Here is a 16,735-nt window from a genome sequence, read left to right as displayed (position 1 = left end):
GAATGCGACTGTCTTCAGACCCCTCCCTAAATTCCAGCCGGATCAGCTAAATGTTTGCAAGCTACCGACCGATCCTCTCGCTGCTTCGCGGCACCGCTTTCCTGCTAGCGGCAACCGGACTGCACGGGCTGCTGTTGCCGCTGCGCGGCCAGTTGGAAGGCTTCTCCACCGCATCGCTCGGCCTGATGGGCACGGCCTGGGCCGGCGGCTTCGTCACCGGCTGCTTCTTTGCGCCGCGCCTCGTGCGTCGCGCCGGTCACGTACGCGCTTTCGGCGCCTTTGCGGCATCGGGAGCCATCGTCGCACTGCTCACCGGCCTGATCATCGACGAATATGTCTGGATCCTGCTGCGCGCCTTCACCGGCTTCACCATGGCCGGCGCCTTCATGGTCATCGAAAGCTGGCTGAACGAGAAGTCCACCAACGAGAACCGCGGCACCGTCTTCGGCCTTTACATGATGGTCACCTATGCCTCGATCATGGGCGGCCAGATGATCGTTGCCGGCGGCGACGTGAAGTCGGCCTCGCTGTTCATGATCACCGGTATCCTGTTCTGCCTGTCGCTCATTCCGACCGCAGTATCGACGGCTTCGCACCCCAAGCCGCTGCAGGACGTCTCGCTCGACGTCAAGGGGCTCTATGTCAATTCGCCGGTGTCGGCGATCGCCTGCGTTTTGATCGGCATCGCTAACGGCGCCTGGGGCACGCTTGGTGCCGTCTATGGCGCCCGTATCGGCATTTCCACGGCCGAGATCGCGCTGATGATGAGTCTGGTGGTCGTCGCCGGCGCCGCCATGCAACTTCCGGCCGGGCGTCTCTCCGACAAGACCGACCGCCGCTTTGTGCTGGCGGGCCTGGCCTTCGGCGCGGCGCTGTTCGCCGTCGCGGTCTTCCTGTTCGAGCCGCGCTCCGGCGTCTTCGTCATCGTCTGCACCGCCGCCTACGGCGCTTTTGCCTATACGCTGTATTCGATCGCCGTTGCCCATGCCAACGACCACGCCCGGGCGGAGGATTTCGTCAAGGTGTCGGGCGGCCTGCTGCTGCTCTATGGTTTCGGCACGATGATCGGGCCGCTGCTGGCCGCCGGCCTGATGGGCTGGATGCGGCCGGAAGGCCTGTTCCTTGCGACGGCATTCGCGCATCTTTGCCTGGCGGGCTATACGCTGCTGCGCATCAGCCGGCGCGCGCCGGTGCCGATCGAAGACCGCGACGCCTTCAAGACGCAACCGGCCGAGCGCTCGATCACGCCGGAAGCATTGCGGCTCGATCCGCGCAGAAAGCCTGAAACCAACGGTTGAGATTTAGAAAACTTTGCCCCACAAATAAGGCATGATGTTTTCTGACGCCTTCATGGCGATTGCCGATCCCAACCGGCGCCATCTTTTGGAAGAGCTCCGGCGCGGCCCGAAGACCGTCAACGAACTGGCCGCCGGGTTGCCGGTCTCGCGCCCGGCTGTTTCGCAGCATCTAAAGGTGCTGCTCGATGCCGGACTGGTCAACGCCAAGCCGGAAGGGACAAAGCGCGTCTATACGGTCAGCAATGCCGGCTTCCTGAAGCTCAACATCTGGCTCGACCAGTTCTGGGATGCAGAGCAGCTTGGCTCGCCCGGAAACTGAGATGCGCCGTCGCATCTTTGCCAGTAGCGCACCAGGCGCGTCGAGCAGCTCGCCCGTGCCATGCTGCTTGCGGGTGCCGAGATCATCATGGCTGTCGAGAAAGGCACACTGCTCCGTCATACCTCCTCGGCAGGCCGATGAGCTAGCTCAATGGTTGTTGCGGGACGAAAACGCCGTCCTTGTAGGTAGCGCCGAAATAGACCTCGACGCTGTGCAGCCTACCGTCCTGGAACGAATGCAATTCGGTGTTGCGGAAGACCTTGCCGTCGAGCGTTTCGCAGCGATAGAGAACGAAAGCACCGTTGCCGTCCTCGCAAATCCTCTCGACGGCGATCGACTTGAACAGCGTGCTGTTCGGCCAGCAGCGCGCAAAGTAGGTCGCGCGGCCGATGGCGTCGTCATAGGGGCTGGTGAAGGTGAAATCGCCTGTCAGCACCGCCTCGATGACGCTGCGGTCGTTGGCCCGGTAGGCGGCGAAGTAACTGCGGATCAGGTCCGATCTGCTTTTGACAGGCATGGCGAAAGCTCCTTAGGATTCAGCTGCTTGGCGTTGAGCCGCATATCGTCCCATTGAAACAGTCTCGGGCCTCGGCCTAAGCGTTCCAGCTTGGACGTTTCTGAACACGGTCGAGCCAATGATGGACGTTGACGAGCGAGTCCGGGATGTCGGCTCCGAAGAAGGCGCCAAGCCACGCTGCGACGGCGGCGGTGATGTCGGCGACGGAGTACTGGTCGCCGGCGATGAACGGGCGGCCATCGGCGATCTCGCGGTCAAGCCACGCCCACTTTGCCGGAACGGCTTCGCGCTGCGTTTCGGCGAAAGCCGGGAACTGCACGAGACGCTCCGCAAACATGGGATCGGAATGCTGGGCAATGCTGCCAATCGTTCCGAAGATCTCGATCTCGGCGCGGCGGTTCCACATCTCGACCTTGCCTTGCCTGACCGCGTCTGAGCCGAACAGTGCCGGCGTTGGATGAAGCGCCTCCAGATAGCGGCAGATGGCGATGCTTTCGGTGATCACCGTCCCGTGATCGAGCACGAGCACGGGAATCTGGCCTAGTGAGTTGAGCTCAAGGAATTGCGGCGCCTTGTGCTCGCCTTTTGTCAGGTCGACTTCAACCCGCGGAACGTCGATGCCTTTCTCAGCCATGAAGATGCGAACGCGGTAGGAATTCGGACCAATGCCGCAGTAGAGTTTCATACTATCCTCCCGATTCTGCTGGTCTTTGGCTCAGGCTGCGGCGCTCACGCGCATTCCACCCGCAGGTTGTCGAGCATCTGGCTCAAGCCAGCCTGATGGTTTTCGGGCTGATCATGGCCGTCAAGAAAGGCGCCTTGCTCGGTCATCACCAGCCGGCAGCCTGTGCCTTCTGGACTGAATTCAACCGTCAGCAGGCCGACAAACAATCGCTGGCCGCTGCTGGTCATGCCACCAGCCGAGACGATGCGCTGGTCGCGCACTATGTCGAGGTAGCGCGTCTCGTTCACATAACTCTCGCCACCCTTGGGTCCGCTGAGCGCAATGCCGCCCACCTGGAACTCGAAGCAGTCAATGCTGCTTTCCCACCCCTCGCCGGGCGAGCCCCAGCGCTGCAATGCGGCGGGATCGGACCAGGCGGCGAACACCCGCGCCGGCGAAGCGTCGTAGCTGCGTTCGAGCACTATGGTCGAATGGACGACGGAGCGTTCGCTCATGTTGGCCTCCTCAGTTTCCTTCGGTTTCGTCCTTGGTTTCCGCGAGAAAGGCGCCGAGTCGGTCGAGCCGCTGTTCCCAAGCCAGGCGCCGTTCCTTGATCCAGTGTTCGGCGGTCCTCAGCGCCTTCGGCTCGATCTGGCAGGTGCGCACCCGGCCGAGCTTTTCGGTGCGGACGAGACCGCTCGCCTCGAGCACGTTCAGGTGCTGGACGACTGCCGACAGCGACATCGCCAGCGGCTCGGCCAACTGGCTTACCGAAGCGGGGCCGCACGACAGCCGCTCCACCATGTGCCGCCGCGCCGGGTCGGCGAGCGCCTGGAACATCAGGTCGAGCTGGGCGGTATCCTGCAGCATCGGGCTTAGCCGTTGTTGTAGGGGAAGAGCTTGAAATAGGGCTGCGCTTCCTCGATCACGCGGGCGACAGACGGGCGTTGCAGCAACCGGTCGTGGTAGCGTCTCACCGCCGGATATTTGTCGCCGAACGGCTCGACCTTGTTGGCATAGAACAATGCCGGGGCGGCGGCGCAATCGGCCATCGTGAAGGCCTCGCCCATCGCCCATGTCCTCGACTGCATGTCCTGTTCGATGATGGCGTAGGCGCTGCGCAGCTGGGCGCGCGCCTCCTCGACGCCGAACGGATCGGTCTTGCCTTCCGGCCGCAGGCGGTCGCCGACGATCTTCTGCATCGGGTGCTGCACGTAAAAGTCATAGAAGCGGTCGGCGAGGCGGGTCTGGCGGGCGAGATCGATATCGGCAGGGATCAGCTCGACCGGTCCGGGATAATACGCGTTGAGATATTCGATGACGATCGTCGATTCCGGCACCGTCCGGTCCAGCGCTTCATCGCGCAGCACCGGCATCTTGCCCGCCGGCGACAATTTCAGGAAAGCCGCGCGCGACTGTTCATTGCCGAGATCGACGACGACCGACGTGAACGGCGTGCCGTTCTCATAGAGCGCGATCAGCGGCTTCCAGCAGAAGGAGGCCAGCGGATGGAGATGCATCGTCAAGGACATTGTTTTGCTCGTTCCTTTGGTGGTTCGCCGCTGCATGGTTTACAGAGCTCAACACTGAAGCGATTACTTAACTATTGCCGATGGTGTGTCAAGGTCCGGCTCCGCGCTTATCTGGGCTTGGCTATGGGCGACGATGGCATCAACGATTGCGGCCCAATCGTCGGGATGGAGTTCGTGGCCGCCGCCTTCAATGCGGACAAGCCTCGCGCCGGCAACTGCTTCGGCCAGAGCGGCGCCATGCTCGACCGGAAAGATCGGATCCTCGGTGCCGTGGATAACGAGGAGCGGCGCCGTCATTTGACCCAGCCGCCCCTTCCAGTCCTCCCCGCCCTTGAGCATGAAATGATTGGTCGCGCTTAGAAAACCGCCGGACCGGTCGTAGTCCTGTTCGACGAAAGCCCTCGTTCGCTTCTCGTCGAAGGGATGCGCGGTGCCTGCGATCGCATGCGCGTCCTTGACGATGAAGTCGACCACCTGGGCTCGGTCAGACCAGTCGACCTTCGCGCCTTCGGCCGAATGCTTCGTATAGGCCTCGGTCGTGCCAGGCAGATGCGACGTGTCGATTCCTACAGGAGAAGTGCTGATCGCCGTAAGCGAGGCGACCCGCGATGGATATTTCAGCGCCACAAGCTGCGCGATCATGCCGCCCATCGACATGCCGACCACATGAGCTTTCGCGACGCCATGGCCGTCGAGAACGCGGATGGCGTCGTCCGCCATGTCGTCGAATTTGTACGGCGGCTCGCCCGCCGCATATTTGATCGAACGGCCGGTATCGCGATTGTCATAGCGGATCACGAACAGGCCCTTGCCGGCCAGTGTCCGGCAGAACGCCTCCGGCCACCAGAGCATAGAAGCCATGGCGCCCATGATCAGCAGCACCGATGGGTGCGCGGGGTCGCCAAATGTCTGGGACGCGATTTCGGGTTCCGCAGCCTTCATCATGATCGCAGTCTCCTCTCTATAAACTGATTGCATTTTGCAATCAGTTGCACGATAATAAAACTGATATGATAATGCAACCGGTTTCTTTCGGAGAATCGCATGAGCATCGATCGCCGGTCTGGGTGCCCGATCAACCTGTCGCTTGAAGTGTTTGGCGACCGGTGGAGCCTGATCATTCTTCGCGACATGATTTTCGGCGGCAAACGCCACTTTCGCGACCTGCTCAACGGATCGCTGGAACGCATCGCTTCCAACATCCTCGCCGATCGGCTGAAGCGGCTGATGGAGCTCGGCATGCTGACCAGGGCCGACGATCCCACTCACAAGCAGAAGGCGATCTACAGCCTGACCGAAATGGCGATAACGCTGGTGCCGATCCTGGCGCATCTCGGCGCCTGGGGTCGCGTCTGGCTGCCGGTCAGCGAGGAACTCTCGATCCGCTCCGAGCTTCTGGAAAAGGGCGGCCCGCCGATGTGGGAAAAGTTCATGGACGAACTGCGCCATGAACATCTGGGCACGCCTTCCGATACGCCGCCGGATGCCACCGTGCGTGCGAGTTTGCAGGCTGGATACGAGGCGGTTGTCGCCCGAAAGGCGCCGGGCGCCGGGTGCGATCCTGACGCCTGACCAACTTATTTTCCCCATCGCAGACCGGCTCTGCTATTAAAGAGATTGAAAGCTATAATTTACGGGATTGGAAAAAGCCCTTGGTTGAGAACTCTAAGGATACTGCTCGCGCGCGGGCCGATTTGCGTTTCAAGAAGCAGGAAGAGGCAGCCACGGTTCGTCAGAAGGCGATGGCGGAATATGTCGCCGAGAGCGACGCCCGCCAGATAAAGACCAGCAAACTGAGGGCGCTGCGCCTCGCCAAGGAAGCGGAAGATCTCGCCAATGCGCCGGCTGCTCCGGCAAAGAAGCCGCGCGCCAAGAAAAAATAGAGCTGGTTCCTTGCGCATGACGCTGGAAACCGGAATCGGTTTCCGGAAAAGATCACGCGCTGATTCAACGCAGCCGCCACCGCAGGCATCAAGACGGCTGGCTTCACCGCCGATCCGGGCTCAGGCCGGGCCTCTAGTTCACGTTTATGTCACGAGTGGCCGCCCGCATCGACACCGAGAAACCGGCCAGGACGTCGACCAGTGCGATGACCATCAGCGTGAAGAAGACCGAGTGCGCCGCACCCTTCACCAGCAGGAACTCGACCAGGAACGCCACGAAGACGAAGGTCGACAACAGGTGGTCCATGACCGAAGCGTTTGACGTGCGCGTCGATTTCACGATTTCGATGAAAAAGAGGATCAGCCCGATCAGCACGATCAGATCGCCGAGCGTCATCGAGAACACCCCGCCCGACATCATGCGGATCGAGAACATTTCGCTTGCCCAGGGGTCGTCGCCGCCGCCGAATATTCCCAGAAGCCCGAGATTATAGAGGACGAAGGGCACGATCAGCAGCGGGATGGCACCGAACATCAGGCGGCTCCGGTTGGACAGCCTTCTCTAGTATGCGCTCGGCGTTCGCCGTCAAGAAATTTCGTACGTGACCGCGAACACGGACAAAGACCGTGCGAAATAACAGTGCCAGCCGGCCCGGCTGCCATCCGATACGGCTGCTGGGCTGCCTGAAATGGTTCGGTGGGCGATCATCTGAGCCAAATGCAAAAAGACCGGCGCAATGGCCGGTCTTCGGGAGTCACAAAACCGTCGAAAGCGTTCTCAGCTTTCCTTCGGCTCCAGAACCTGGCGACCGCGATACATACCGGTCTTCATGTCGATATGGTGCGGGCGGCGCATCTCGCCGGAATTCTTGTCCTCGACATAGGTCGGGGCCTTCAAGGCGTCGGCCGAACGGCGCATGCCGCGCTTCGACGGAGAGGTTTTTCGTTTCGGTACGGCCATGGATATGCTCCGCTACATGGTCAAAATGCCCCGGCTGCCCTCGTGAAAGGGCCGCGTCAGGGGCCGGAATCTGAGAAAGTCGGGTGCCTATACACGCCCTGCGCCGTTTTGGCCAGCGCTGCCGCAAATTTTTTTAAGCTAACGCAGACAGCCGACATAGGCGCCGGACCGGCCTGCGCGCCGCTCGATCAGCGCCGCCAGCCGTCTCAGCCCCGGTCCGGGCTTCGCCGGGTTGCGTGCGATCGGGTTCGGCAAGGTGACGGCAAGCAGCGCCGCCTGGCGACGCGACAATCGTTTTGCCGAAACCCCGAAATGGTGCTGGGCGGCGGCCTCGATGCCATAGATGCCCGGCCCCCATTCGGCGATATTGAGATAGATTTCCATGATGCGCCGTTTCGACATCACCATGTCGACATAGACGGCCAGCGGCAGTTCGACGACTTTCCGGACCGAGCCCAGCGGCCGCGACCACAGATAAAGGTTCTTCACGGTCTGCATGGTAATGGTCGATGCGCCGCGCGTCATCTCGCCGGCCAGCGCGTCGTCGACGACGCCCCTCAACTCGCCAAGGTCGATGCCGCGATGGAAACAGAACTGCCCGTCCTCCGACATGATGACCGAATTCGCAAGCGCCGGCGCCACATCGTCGATCGAGACCCAGCGCCGGTCATAGCCGGAAAACGTCGCCAGATCCTTCAGCATCAGTGTCGATACCGGATGCACGAACGGCGGCAGATACAGAAAGGTCAACACCACCGGCATCAGCGCCAGCACGACGGCGACGGTGATACCGCGCCGGACCCAGTGCCGGGGCCAACGTTTGAGACCGATGCGGTTGCCGCGTTTCGGCCTCACCATGTCCAGCCCTTCGGTTTCGTGATCGACGATCGGTTCCGCCAAGCCGCTCAATCCATGCTGCTCCCTGCCCCGGCATAATGGCGCTTGGCTTCTTGCGCAACGTCTGAGTGTCGGCTACCCGTCCCCGGCATGACGAAAGACGATCAAATACCGTTCGAGGCAGCGCTTGTCGCACGCACAGGGCCGATCGAGGCGCTGCTCAGGCGGCTGCTCGGCGACCGCCCGCTTTCAGGCGAGATCGAGCGGCCGCAGCGTCTGATGGAGGCGATGCGCCACGGCGTACTGAACGGCGGCAAGCGCCTGCGCCCTTTCCTGGTCATGGAAAGCGCCGCGCTGTTTTCCGCCGACGGCGAGGCGGCGCTGCGCGTGGCGGCCGCGCTCGAATGCGTGCATTGCTATTCGCTGATCCATGACGATCTGCCGGCCATGGACGACGACGATTTGCGCCGCGGCCAGCCGACCGTGCACAAGGCCTTCGACGAGGCGACCGCCATCCTCGCCGGCGACGCCTTGCTGGCGCTCGCCTTCGACATCATTGCCGACGAAGCGACGATGCTGCCGGCCGAGCGACGGGCGGCGCTGGTGCTGGCGCTGGCCCGCGCCGCCGGAGCCGGCGGCATGGTCGGCGGCCAGATGCTCGATCTCGAAGCCGAGCGTATCAGGCCGGACGAAGCCGGCATCATCCGGCTTCAGGCGATGAAGACCGGCGCGTTGATCCGCTTCGCCTGCGAGGCGGGCGCAATCCTTGCCGGCGCACCAGCGGCCGACCGTGAAAGACTGGCGGAGTTCGGCTCGGCGATCGGGCTTGCTTTTCAACTTGCCGACGACCTGCTCGATCTGACGGCGGATGCGCACCAGATGGGCAAGGCGACCGGCAAGGATGCCGCCGCCGGCAAGGCGACGCTGGTGGCACTGCACGGCGCCAACTGGGCGCGGGACCAGCTTCAAGGCCTCGTCGACCAGGCCCACGCCTTGCTTCATCCCTATGGCGAAGACGCCGTGCTTCTGAAGCAGGCAGCGAAATTCGTGGCGGCCCGCAACAGCTGACGCTGTTCCAACTGCACTCCCGACGTCTTACGGCGCGCCGTGTAGCCAAGGAGGGTTGGTGAACTGTTCGGCCAGAAAATCCACGAACACGCGCACACGCGGCGACAGAATTCGACCAGGCGGATAAACAGCGCAGATTGGCGGTCCGTCATGATGATTGTATTCGGTGAGCAATGCGGTCAGCCTGCCTACCCTGATATCCGGCCCGACCAATATCTCCGACATGCGGATGATGCCGACACCGGCGAGCGCCAGCCGGCGCAGGGCTTCGGTGCTGTTGGCCTCTATTGGGCTGCGGATACGCATGCTTTGCGGACCTTCCGGGCCATCGAATTCCCAGATGTTGAGGCCGCCGCGTGATGTGATGCCGAGACATGTATGATGTTGAAGGTCGCCTGGCGTCATCGGTGTGCCGTGTTTTTCGAGATACCGAGCTGACGCGCAAATGACACGGTGATTGGGCGCCAGCCGCCGCACCACCAGCCTGGAATCGCTCTGGGCGGCAACACGCACGGCGACGTCCGTCTCCTCAGCCAGTAGGTCAACAATCGCATCTGTAAACATCAGCTCGAGCTCAATGGCCGGATAACGGTCGATGAAAGCCGGCAACAACGGCACGATCAAACGATGGCCGAAGGCGCTCGGAAGACTGACGCGCAGCCGGCCGCGCGGCTCTGCGCCGGGTTGAATCGCGATTTCAGCCTCTTTGATGTCGTTCAGGATACGGCGAGCGCTGTCGGCATAGGTGCTGCCTTCCGCCGTCAAGCTGATGCGCCGCGTCGAGCGTTGCAGCAAGCGTACGCCGAGACGGGATTCAAGGCGACCTACGATTTTGCTGACGGCCGAGGGGGTCATCCGCAGCCGGCGCGCCGCCGCCGAGAAGTCGCCTTCCTCGACAACCGACAGGAACACACCCATCGTTTCTTGCCGGTCCATGTCATCTATTCCATTTCGCGATGCTCACGAACTGCATCGGTGGGTACGTCGCCAGCGCAGCGCCGCAATTGGCCGGTTATGCCTTCGGATCGTCCGCGTGCTCATTCGGTCACGGCAAAGATGAGGAACCGCTCAAGGAGCAACGTCCGGGCTAGCGCAGCCGGCCGATCGGAATGATTTCGGGCGATGTCGGAGCGTATGGCTCGCCACGCCAGCTGCCGAGCCATTCTTCGACGACCAGCCCGGTCTGGTCCAGCATCTGCGCAAGGCTTTCCTTTGTCGGGAAGGCGATTTTCGATTCGGCGCTGAGCACCCGTCCGCTGTCGGGAATTTGGTAATGGGTGGAGTAAGTGACGACACCGGTAGCGGGATCGTGCCGGAAATCGTTCCACGCTCTTACCGTGCCCAATCCGGGATGACTCAGTTCCCGTTCGGACCGTTCCGGCGTCCACTCGAGCCATTCCTCCGCGGCTGGATTTCGCGTGTCGAAGATGAAGCGCCCATCGGGAGCCAGATGAGCAGCGATCGTGCGAAGCACCGCCTCTCGATCTTCTGGCGTGAGGAACACCTGGAAGGCGTGCCCGGTCAAAAGCACCAGATCGAAGCGTCGTCCGAGCCGGACGTTTCGCGCATCGGCCTCGACCCAGTCGACCCTCTGCCCGCCGGCTCTGCGGCGGGCGATATCGAGCATCGCCGGCGCCGGATCGACACCGGTCACGCTGCGCCGGTCGGCGAGCGCGGCGGCCAATTGTCCGGTGCCGCAGCCGAGGTCGAGAACGCAGCCCGCATGCTTGGCAAAGCCGACGCAATAGTAGAAGTCCACGCCGCCTTCGTTCTCGATATCGTAGAACTGGACGAGATCGGGATCGCTGTAGAGACGGTCGGTCATCGTGGGCCTATAGCTCGAGCCATGGATCAGCAGAATTCGTGAAATGAAAGCACAGCTTCGGCGGTTGGCGGCCAATCAGTCGATGCCCCTACCGATTCCGCACCACAATGCATGCACCGCCGACGCTTTGCAGTTTCTGGCAGATGTTGTCGGCCTTGGCTTTGGAGTCGGCGCCGATCCGGACCGCATAGATGCCGCGCCTGCCGATCGGCGAGCGCACCCGGCTGACCACCGGATTATGCCCGCCAAGCAAGGCCGGAAACCGGCGCTTCACACCATTCCATTGATTGAGCGCGGCGACGCGGCGGAAATTGCCGGCCACCTGCACGCCCCACGGCTTGATGTTGATCGACGCCATGGCCACGGTTTGGGACTTGATCACCGGCAGCTTGCGGCAGGCGACCGCGAAACTCGCTTTCTTGTCGAGCGGCTGGATGGTGCCGGCATAGGCGGTGTCGGTGAACCTGTCGGCCGGCTCGCCCATGATATCCAGAACGTAGTTTTCGGTCTCCATCGGCAGGAAGCCACCGGAACTCAGCCAGCGCGATACCCGGCTTTCACCGGCATTGTAGGCGGCGGCCGCCAGGCCCAGATTGCCGAAGCCGGTTTTCATTTCGGCGAGATATTTTGCCGAGGCGGGGATGGCCTGCCCGATATCGAAGGAATTGGCGAGACCGCGTATCTTGGCGGTGCCCGGCATGAACTGGGCTATGCCTTCGGCGCCCACCGGACTGACCGCATTGGGATCGAAGCGGCTTTCCTTCCAGATCAGCCGGGCAAAGAAATCCTTGGGCAGGCCGTTTTGATCCGCATGGGCCTCGATCAAGTTGCAAACACGGTCGAGCAGCCGCTGCTTAGCGGGGCGCGGCGGATCGGCGTGGGCGGCTGTCGCCCAGCCCAGCCCACCAAGCAAAACCAATCCACCAAGCAAAATCGGCGTCGCCCAGGGGAAGCGCCGCATCGACCTACTCCGCCGCAGCCTTGCCAGGTTGCCCAAACCGCTGCTCGATATAATCGGCGACCATTTTTTCGAAGTCGGCGGCAATCGAAGGGCCGCGCAGCGTCGCCGCCTTGCTGCCGTCGACGAACACCGGCGCCGTCGGCGTCTCGCCGGTACCGGGCAGCGAAATGCCGATATCGGCATGCTTGGATTCACCCGGACCGTTGACGATGCAACCCATCACCGCGACCTTGAGGTTCTCGACGCCGGGGTATTTTTCACGCCACACCGGCATGTTCTTGCGCAGATCCGCCTGGATATTCTGGGCGAGTTCCTGGAACACGGTAGAGGTCGTGCGACCACAGCCGGGGCAGGCGGCGACGATCGGCACGAACTGCCGGAACCCCATGGTCTGCAGGAGTTCTTGCGATACCTGCACCTCGCGCGTGCGGTCGCCGTTCGGCTCCGGTGTCAGCGAGATGCGGATCGTGTCGCCAATGCCTTGCTGGAGCAGGATGCCCATCGCCGCGGACGAGGCGACGATGCCTTTCGAACCCATGCCGGCCTCGGTGAGGCCGAGATGCAGCGCGTGGTTGGAGCGGGTGGCAAGCTCGGTGTAGACCGCGATCAGATCCTGCACGCCACTGACCTTGGCCGACAGGATGATCTTCTCGCGGCCAAGGCCGATCTCCTCGGCCATTTCGGCCGATAGGATCGCCGACTGCACGATCGCCTCGCGCGTTACTTCCTGCGCGGTCAGCGGAAAGCCCTGCCGCTGGTTGTCGTCCATCAGCCGGGTCAGAAGCTCCTGGTCGAGCGACCCCCAGTTGACGCCGATTCGCACCGGCTTGTCGTACCGGATCGCCATCTCGACGATCGCCGCGAACTGCCGGTCCTTCTTGTCCTTGAAGCCGACATTGCCGGGATTGATGCGGTATTTGGCCAGCGCCTCGGCGCAAGCCGGATGGTCGGCAAGCAGCTTGTGGCCGATATAGTGGAAATCGCCGACCAGCGGCACGTTGATGCCGAGCCGTTCGAGCCGCTCGCGGATGGCGGGCACGGCGGCAGCACTCTCGTCGCGGTCGACGGTGATGCGCACGATCTCGGAGCCGGCGCGATGCAGCGCCGCAACTTGAGCGACTGTCTGGTCGACATCGGCGGTATCGGTGTTGGTCATCGACTGGACGACGACAGGGGCACCCCCGCCGACCATCACGCCGCCGACATCGACACCGACCGACGTGCGGCGCGGGAAGGGAGAGGAAAAATATCCGGTCATGGCCGGTTGCCCCTTGTTAGCCCATCACCCCGAATTCCGGAAAGAATGATGCGCAAAAATCAAAATACAGCGTCGTTTACGCGTCCGAAAGGACGCGCGGCGCTGTAGAAGGTCCGGGCATGAGGTGGAGGAGCAAAGATGGCTTGTCAATGGCGACAGGCAGGCAGATCTGCCAAATCGGTAACAGGAAGACGGTGGCAAGCCATCTTTCCTGTCCATGTCGCTGCAACAAAATAAAGGAACGCTCCGGCGGCATTGGTTGCCACCGGAAAAGATGCTCGCGCGCCAAAGCGTCGCAGTTATCCCTGCGCATGCCCGAAAATCGGAATCGATTTTCGCTGGGGATCATGCGCCAAATCAGGAGTACTTCCTTTGCGCATCCAAAGGACGCGCGGCGCTGTAGAAGAGCGTCAGTGCTTGGTCGGTTTCGCCTTCAGTTTTTCAATCTCGTCCTTGAGTGCCAGCTTGCGCCGCTTGAGATTCACGATTTCGAGGTCGTCGACCGATGGATGGTTCATCGCATCATCGATTTCGCGTTCGATGTCGCCGTGTTTCCGCTGCAGCTCATCAAGATGGGATGCAAGAGACATGATTGGTTCTCCCTTTCATGGTTTCCTCGATTGCAGCCGTCAAGGCGCGTCCACCGCAAGTTCGCTTCTGTAACGGCATAATGACAGTGTGCCACTATCGGGCATCGATGTCGAATGCTGCGTGGTAGCATTCCACGACAATACGAAATGTGGTATTGGCTGCGCGCCGGTGCAAGATACCTCCGGCCTCGCCCAATCAGGCCCATTTTTGGGCGCCGCAGACGTGCAGACGGTAGATAATGTCCGAACAGGAACAGGCTGATATCCGCCTCGAATATTCTCGGCTGAAGCAGGAGCACGCCGATTTCGACGCGGCCATCAACGCGATGATCGCCATGAACTGCGACCCTCTGCAGATCCAGCGCATGAAGAAGAAAAAACTTTTCCTGAAGGACCGGCTGATGGCGCTGGAAGACCGGATCATTCCCGACATCATCGCGTGAGCGAATCCCACTTACCGTCGCGACAAATTCTGCTCATCCCGTGATCGAAAGCCTCGCGGCGCGTTCGCGCAGCAGGGCGATGAGATTGCCGGTCTTCTCCTCGGAAGTATCGATGGGAACCACCAGGCATATCGTCGCCTCGACCTTGCCGGCAGCTGAAAAGACCGGCGCGGCAAGGCATTTTGTATAGGCGTCGACAAGACCTGAGGTTACACAGTAGCCGGCAGCCCCAGCCGTAGCGATATCGGCTATGAAGTCGTCCAGCAGCAATCTGCGGCCGTCTGGCAGGACGAGATCATCTTCGGACACCATGTCTTCGATCACCGCCCTTTCGAAACCGGCGAGAAGCAACCGCCCGGAAGCGGTCCAGGGAAGCGGGATCTGCAGACCTGTGGCCGAACTGATCCGGAACGGCCTAGTGCCTGGACTGGAATGGACAATCGTGTAGCGGCCGCTTTGCAGCATGCACAATTCGGAGGTCTCGCCTGTTTCGCGCGACAGGTTGTCGACTTCCTGACGCCCTCGCCTGAGCAGGTCGTTGCCGCGCACATAGTCCATTCCGTAGAGATAAAGCTTCTTCCCGAAATAGACCCGATTACCGTCGCCGGCCATTTCCAGCAGGCCCGCATCCACGAGCGAGCGCACGAGCGTATAGATCGTCGAGCGCGGCGCATTCACTCCCTTGGCGAGATCACCAATCCCGATCGCACGCTGGTTCGCGTGAAGAAACTCCAGGATATGGAGCACCCGGTTGAGACCCTTCTCGCGAGAGCCCGAATTCCTGTCTTCGTCCGGACCAGCGTCCGGCCGAACTGCCAAGGCATTGCCATCTTGCATTACTTGTTCCTGATGTTAGTATCTGTCTTGTACAGGATACATGTGTCTTTTGTAAGAGACAATCCAGCAGATCACTGATGCATGTATCGGCAAAGGGGAACACAACACGAAAAGGAGGTCGCCGTGAACGACACATCCAAAAGACGTGAATTTCTGAAACTGGGAATGGCCGGGCTCGCAACGGCCGGAGTGGTGGGCGCGGCAGCAACGGTCGATGTTCAGAAGGCGGCGGCGCAAGCGGCACCGGACAGCCTGCTGCGCACCGTTCTCGAGCGCGGCAAGGTGATCGTCGGCACCGGCAGCACCAACGCGCCATGGCACTTCGAAAACGATGCCGGCGAACTGGTCGGCATGGACATCACCATGGGGCGCATTCTTGCCAAGGGGCTTTTCGACGATCCGACCAAGGTCGAATTCGTCATGCAGGATCCGGCCCAGCGCATTCCGAACGTGACCACCAACAAGGTCGACATCTCGATCCAGTTCATGACCATGACCGCCCAGCGCTCGCAGCTGATCCACTTCTCCCGGCCTTATTACGTCGAAGGCATCGCCTTGCTGACCCTTCCGAACGCCGAAAACAAGACCTTCGACAAGCTGCTTGCCAGCGGTTCGGCGACACGGATTTCCATCCTGCAAAACGTCGATGCCGAGGCAAATGTGCACATCGTCCTGCCGGAAGCGCAGGTGATGCAGATTGACACGCAGGCCAACGTGCTGCAGGCACTGGAATCGAAGCGCGTCGACGCCGCCGCCGTCGATCTGTCGACGGTCCGCTGGCTCGCCTCACGTAATCCGGACAAATACTTCGATGCCGGCAAGAGCTGGTTCTCGATGCTTTACGGCGCCGCACTTCGGCAAGGCGACCCCGACTGGCTGACCTTCGTTAACACGACCTTCACCACCGCCATGTTCGGCCATGAGACGGCGCTCTATGACGCTGCATTCAAGGACTATTTCGGACAGGAGCCGCCGGCGCGCCATCCCGGCTTCCCGGTCATCTGATGCAAGCCGGCGGAAGGGCCGCGCCCTTCCGCCTCCTTCTCGTCGACAGCCCTCGATATGACAGGGACACATGGGCTATACACTAAACTTCAACCTGATCTGGCGGCATTTCGACAAGCTCTGGGGCGGGCTGCTGCTCAGCCTCGAGCTGGCCGTGATCTCCATCGCGATCGGCATCGTCATCGGGCTGCTTCTGGCGGTCTGGTACGTATCGGCCGGGCGGCTGGTCCGGACCGCCATCGCCGCCTATGTCGAATTCATCCGCAACGTACCGCTGATCCTGCTCGTCTATCTCGTCTTCTACGGCCTGCCGACGGTGGTCGACATCGCCTACAGCGCGCAGACCTCATTCATTGCCACGCTGTCGCTCTATAGCGGCGCGTATCTGGTCGAGGTGTTCCGCTCGGGGCTCGAAGCGGTTCCGCGCGGGCAGCTCGACGCCGGCAAGGCGATTGGCCTGACGCCATGGCAAAGGCTGCTCCATGTGCGCCTGCCGACGATGCTGCGCATAACGCTGCCCGCGCTTTCCAACACGTTCCTATCGCTCTTCAAGGACACGTCCGTTGCTTCGGTCATTTCGGTGCCCGAGCTCACCTACGGCGCCCAGTGGATCAACTTCAACACCTTCCGGATCGTCGAGGTCTACCTTGTGGTGACGGCGATGTACCTCTTGACGGGCTACGCGCTTCTTTATGCGCTTCGGCTTGTCGAGCGCCGGTTCAGGGCGGCGCACTAGG

At 61.7% G+C, this 16,735-nt stretch carries 23 protein-coding genes; 8 read left to right on the top strand and 15 right to left on the bottom strand.

From position 1 onward, the window contains the following. Nucleotides 1-50: 50 nt before the first annotated feature. Both IHQ72_RS06495 and IHQ72_RS06490 read left to right on the top strand, forming a co-directional pair. Nucleotides 51-1,298, top strand: a complete 1,248-nt coding sequence (locus IHQ72_RS06495) for an MFS transporter (RefSeq protein ID WP_095495307.1) — start codon at nucleotides 51-53, stop codon at nucleotides 1,296-1,298. Between the two features lie 31 nt (nucleotides 1,299-1,329). Continuing rightward, nucleotides 1,330-1,617, top strand: a complete 288-nt coding sequence (locus IHQ72_RS06490) for an ArsR/SmtB family transcription factor (protein ID WP_258121679.1) — start codon at nucleotides 1,330-1,332, stop codon at nucleotides 1,615-1,617. A gap of 142 nt (nucleotides 1,618-1,759) precedes the next feature. On the opposite strand, the gene IHQ72_RS06485 is transcribed toward IHQ72_RS06490, so the two are convergent. The 6 genes from IHQ72_RS06485 to IHQ72_RS06460 all read right to left on the bottom strand — a co-directional run bounded on the left by IHQ72_RS06485 (nucleotide 1,760) and on the right by IHQ72_RS06460 (nucleotide 5,275). Next, nucleotides 1,760-2,134: a nuclear transport factor 2 family protein gene (locus tag IHQ72_RS06485; RefSeq protein WP_258121677.1), complete on the bottom strand. Its 375-nt coding sequence runs from the start codon at nucleotides 2,132-2,134 to the stop codon at nucleotides 1,760-1,762. 76 nt (nucleotides 2,135-2,210) lie between these two features. After that, nucleotides 2,211-2,819 carry a glutathione S-transferase family protein gene (locus IHQ72_RS06480; protein ID WP_258121676.1) on the bottom strand — a complete coding sequence of 203 codons (609 nt, stop codon included), beginning with the start codon at nucleotides 2,817-2,819 and terminating at the stop codon, nucleotides 2,211-2,213. A gap of 44 nt (nucleotides 2,820-2,863) precedes the next feature. Then, nucleotides 2,864-3,313, bottom strand: a complete 450-nt coding sequence (locus tag IHQ72_RS06475; protein ID WP_258121675.1) for an SRPBCC family protein — start codon at nucleotides 3,311-3,313, stop codon at nucleotides 2,864-2,866. Between the two features lie 10 nt (nucleotides 3,314-3,323). Continuing rightward, complete coding sequence (locus IHQ72_RS06470) at nucleotides 3,324-3,668, bottom strand: ArsR/SmtB family transcription factor (RefSeq protein ID WP_258121674.1); 345 nt, start codon at nucleotides 3,666-3,668, stop codon at nucleotides 3,324-3,326. Between the two features lie 5 nt (nucleotides 3,669-3,673). Continuing rightward, entirely contained in the window at nucleotides 3,674-4,330 is a 657-nt protein-coding gene (locus IHQ72_RS06465; protein ID WP_258121673.1) for a glutathione S-transferase family protein, read from the bottom strand. Between the two features lie 63 nt (nucleotides 4,331-4,393). Then, nucleotides 4,394-5,275: an alpha/beta fold hydrolase gene (locus IHQ72_RS06460; protein WP_258121672.1), complete on the bottom strand. Its 882-nt coding sequence runs from the start codon at nucleotides 5,273-5,275 to the stop codon at nucleotides 4,394-4,396. 99 nt (nucleotides 5,276-5,374) lie between these two features. On the opposite strand from IHQ72_RS06460, the gene IHQ72_RS06455 reads away from it, so the two are divergent. Then, nucleotides 5,375-5,902 carry a winged helix-turn-helix transcriptional regulator gene (locus tag IHQ72_RS06455; protein ID WP_258121671.1) on the top strand — a complete coding sequence of 176 codons (528 nt, stop codon included), beginning with the start codon at nucleotides 5,375-5,377 and terminating at the stop codon, nucleotides 5,900-5,902. 80 nt (nucleotides 5,903-5,982) lie between these two features. Then, nucleotides 5,983-6,213 carry a hypothetical protein gene (locus tag IHQ72_RS06450; protein ID WP_258121670.1) on the top strand — a complete coding sequence of 77 codons (231 nt, stop codon included), beginning with the start codon at nucleotides 5,983-5,985 and terminating at the stop codon, nucleotides 6,211-6,213. A 133-nt stretch (nucleotides 6,214-6,346) separates the two neighbouring features. Here the strand turns inward: IHQ72_RS06450 and IHQ72_RS06445 are convergent, their stop codons facing one another. From IHQ72_RS06445 to IHQ72_RS06435, 3 genes are all read right to left on the bottom strand, one after another. Beyond that, nucleotides 6,347-6,748 (bottom strand): hypothetical protein, encoded by a 402-nt coding sequence (locus IHQ72_RS06445; RefSeq protein ID WP_095495317.1) that lies wholly within the window; start codon nucleotides 6,746-6,748, stop codon nucleotides 6,347-6,349. 243 nt (nucleotides 6,749-6,991) lie between these two features. Continuing rightward, nucleotides 6,992-7,174 (bottom strand): 50S ribosomal protein L32, encoded by a 183-nt coding sequence (gene rpmF, locus IHQ72_RS06440; RefSeq protein WP_029348751.1) that lies wholly within the window; start codon nucleotides 7,172-7,174, stop codon nucleotides 6,992-6,994. A 138-nt stretch (nucleotides 7,175-7,312) separates the two neighbouring features. Then, a complete protein-coding gene (locus tag IHQ72_RS06435) occupies nucleotides 7,313-8,083 on the bottom strand; it encodes a biosynthetic peptidoglycan transglycosylase (RefSeq protein ID WP_029348752.1) in 771 nt (256 codons plus the stop codon). 78 nt (nucleotides 8,084-8,161) lie between these two features. Here IHQ72_RS06435 and IHQ72_RS06430 point away from each other — a divergent pair, with 78 nt between their 5' ends. Beyond that, the gene (locus tag IHQ72_RS06430) at nucleotides 8,162-9,079 is read left to right on the top strand and encodes a polyprenyl synthetase family protein (RefSeq protein WP_258121669.1); all 918 of its coding nucleotides are present in this window, start codon (nucleotides 8,162-8,164) and stop codon (nucleotides 9,077-9,079) included. Between the two features lie 27 nt (nucleotides 9,080-9,106). On the opposite strand, the gene IHQ72_RS06425 is transcribed toward IHQ72_RS06430, so the two are convergent. From IHQ72_RS06425 to IHQ72_RS06405, 5 genes are all read right to left on the bottom strand, one after another. After that, entirely contained in the window at nucleotides 9,107-9,997 is an 891-nt protein-coding gene (locus tag IHQ72_RS06425) for a LysR family transcriptional regulator (protein ID WP_258121668.1), read from the bottom strand. Between the two features lie 169 nt (nucleotides 9,998-10,166). Next, on the bottom strand, nucleotides 10,167-10,904 hold the full coding sequence (locus tag IHQ72_RS06420; RefSeq protein ID WP_258121667.1) for a class I SAM-dependent methyltransferase: 738 nt from the start codon (nucleotides 10,902-10,904) through the stop codon (nucleotides 10,167-10,169). Nucleotides 10,905-10,992: 88 nt separating this feature from the next. Next, a complete protein-coding gene (locus tag IHQ72_RS06415) occupies nucleotides 10,993-11,865 on the bottom strand; it encodes a lytic transglycosylase domain-containing protein (protein WP_258121666.1) in 873 nt (290 codons plus the stop codon). A gap of 4 nt (nucleotides 11,866-11,869) precedes the next feature. Further along, on the bottom strand, nucleotides 11,870-13,123 hold the full coding sequence (ispG, locus tag IHQ72_RS06410; RefSeq protein ID WP_258121665.1) for a flavodoxin-dependent (E)-4-hydroxy-3-methylbut-2-enyl-diphosphate synthase: 1,254 nt from the start codon (nucleotides 13,121-13,123) through the stop codon (nucleotides 11,870-11,872). A gap of 410 nt (nucleotides 13,124-13,533) precedes the next feature. Continuing rightward, nucleotides 13,534-13,713 carry a YdcH family protein gene (locus IHQ72_RS06405; RefSeq protein ID WP_095495322.1) on the bottom strand — a complete coding sequence of 60 codons (180 nt, stop codon included), beginning with the start codon at nucleotides 13,711-13,713 and terminating at the stop codon, nucleotides 13,534-13,536. A 239-nt stretch (nucleotides 13,714-13,952) separates the two neighbouring features. On the opposite strand from IHQ72_RS06405, the gene IHQ72_RS06400 reads away from it, so the two are divergent. Beyond that, on the top strand, nucleotides 13,953-14,156 hold the full coding sequence (locus tag IHQ72_RS06400; protein ID WP_077380473.1) for a YdcH family protein: 204 nt from the start codon (nucleotides 13,953-13,955) through the stop codon (nucleotides 14,154-14,156). 33 nt (nucleotides 14,157-14,189) lie between these two features. Here the strand turns inward: IHQ72_RS06400 and IHQ72_RS06395 are convergent, their stop codons facing one another. Then, nucleotides 14,190-14,993, bottom strand: coding sequence for an IclR family transcriptional regulator (locus tag IHQ72_RS06395; protein ID WP_258121664.1), 804 nt, complete (start codon nucleotides 14,991-14,993; stop codon nucleotides 14,190-14,192). Nucleotides 14,994-15,116: 123 nt separating this feature from the next. On the opposite strand from IHQ72_RS06395, the gene IHQ72_RS06390 reads away from it, so the two are divergent. Next, nucleotides 15,117-15,998, top strand: a complete 882-nt coding sequence (locus tag IHQ72_RS06390) for a transporter substrate-binding protein (protein ID WP_258121663.1) — start codon at nucleotides 15,117-15,119, stop codon at nucleotides 15,996-15,998. A gap of 70 nt (nucleotides 15,999-16,068) precedes the next feature. Beyond that, the gene (locus IHQ72_RS06385; protein ID WP_258121662.1) at nucleotides 16,069-16,734 is read left to right on the top strand and encodes an amino acid ABC transporter permease; all 666 of its coding nucleotides are present in this window, start codon (nucleotides 16,069-16,071) and stop codon (nucleotides 16,732-16,734) included. The last annotated feature ends 1 nt before the right edge of the window (nucleotide 16,735 follow it).

The sequence above is a fragment of the Mesorhizobium onobrychidis genome, assembly GCF_024707545.1.
Lineage (GTDB): Bacteria > Pseudomonadota > Alphaproteobacteria > Rhizobiales > Rhizobiaceae > Mesorhizobium > Mesorhizobium onobrychidis.
The sequence above is the reverse complement of the archived record's forward strand: the minus strand, read 5'-3'. Positions and strand labels throughout refer to the sequence as shown.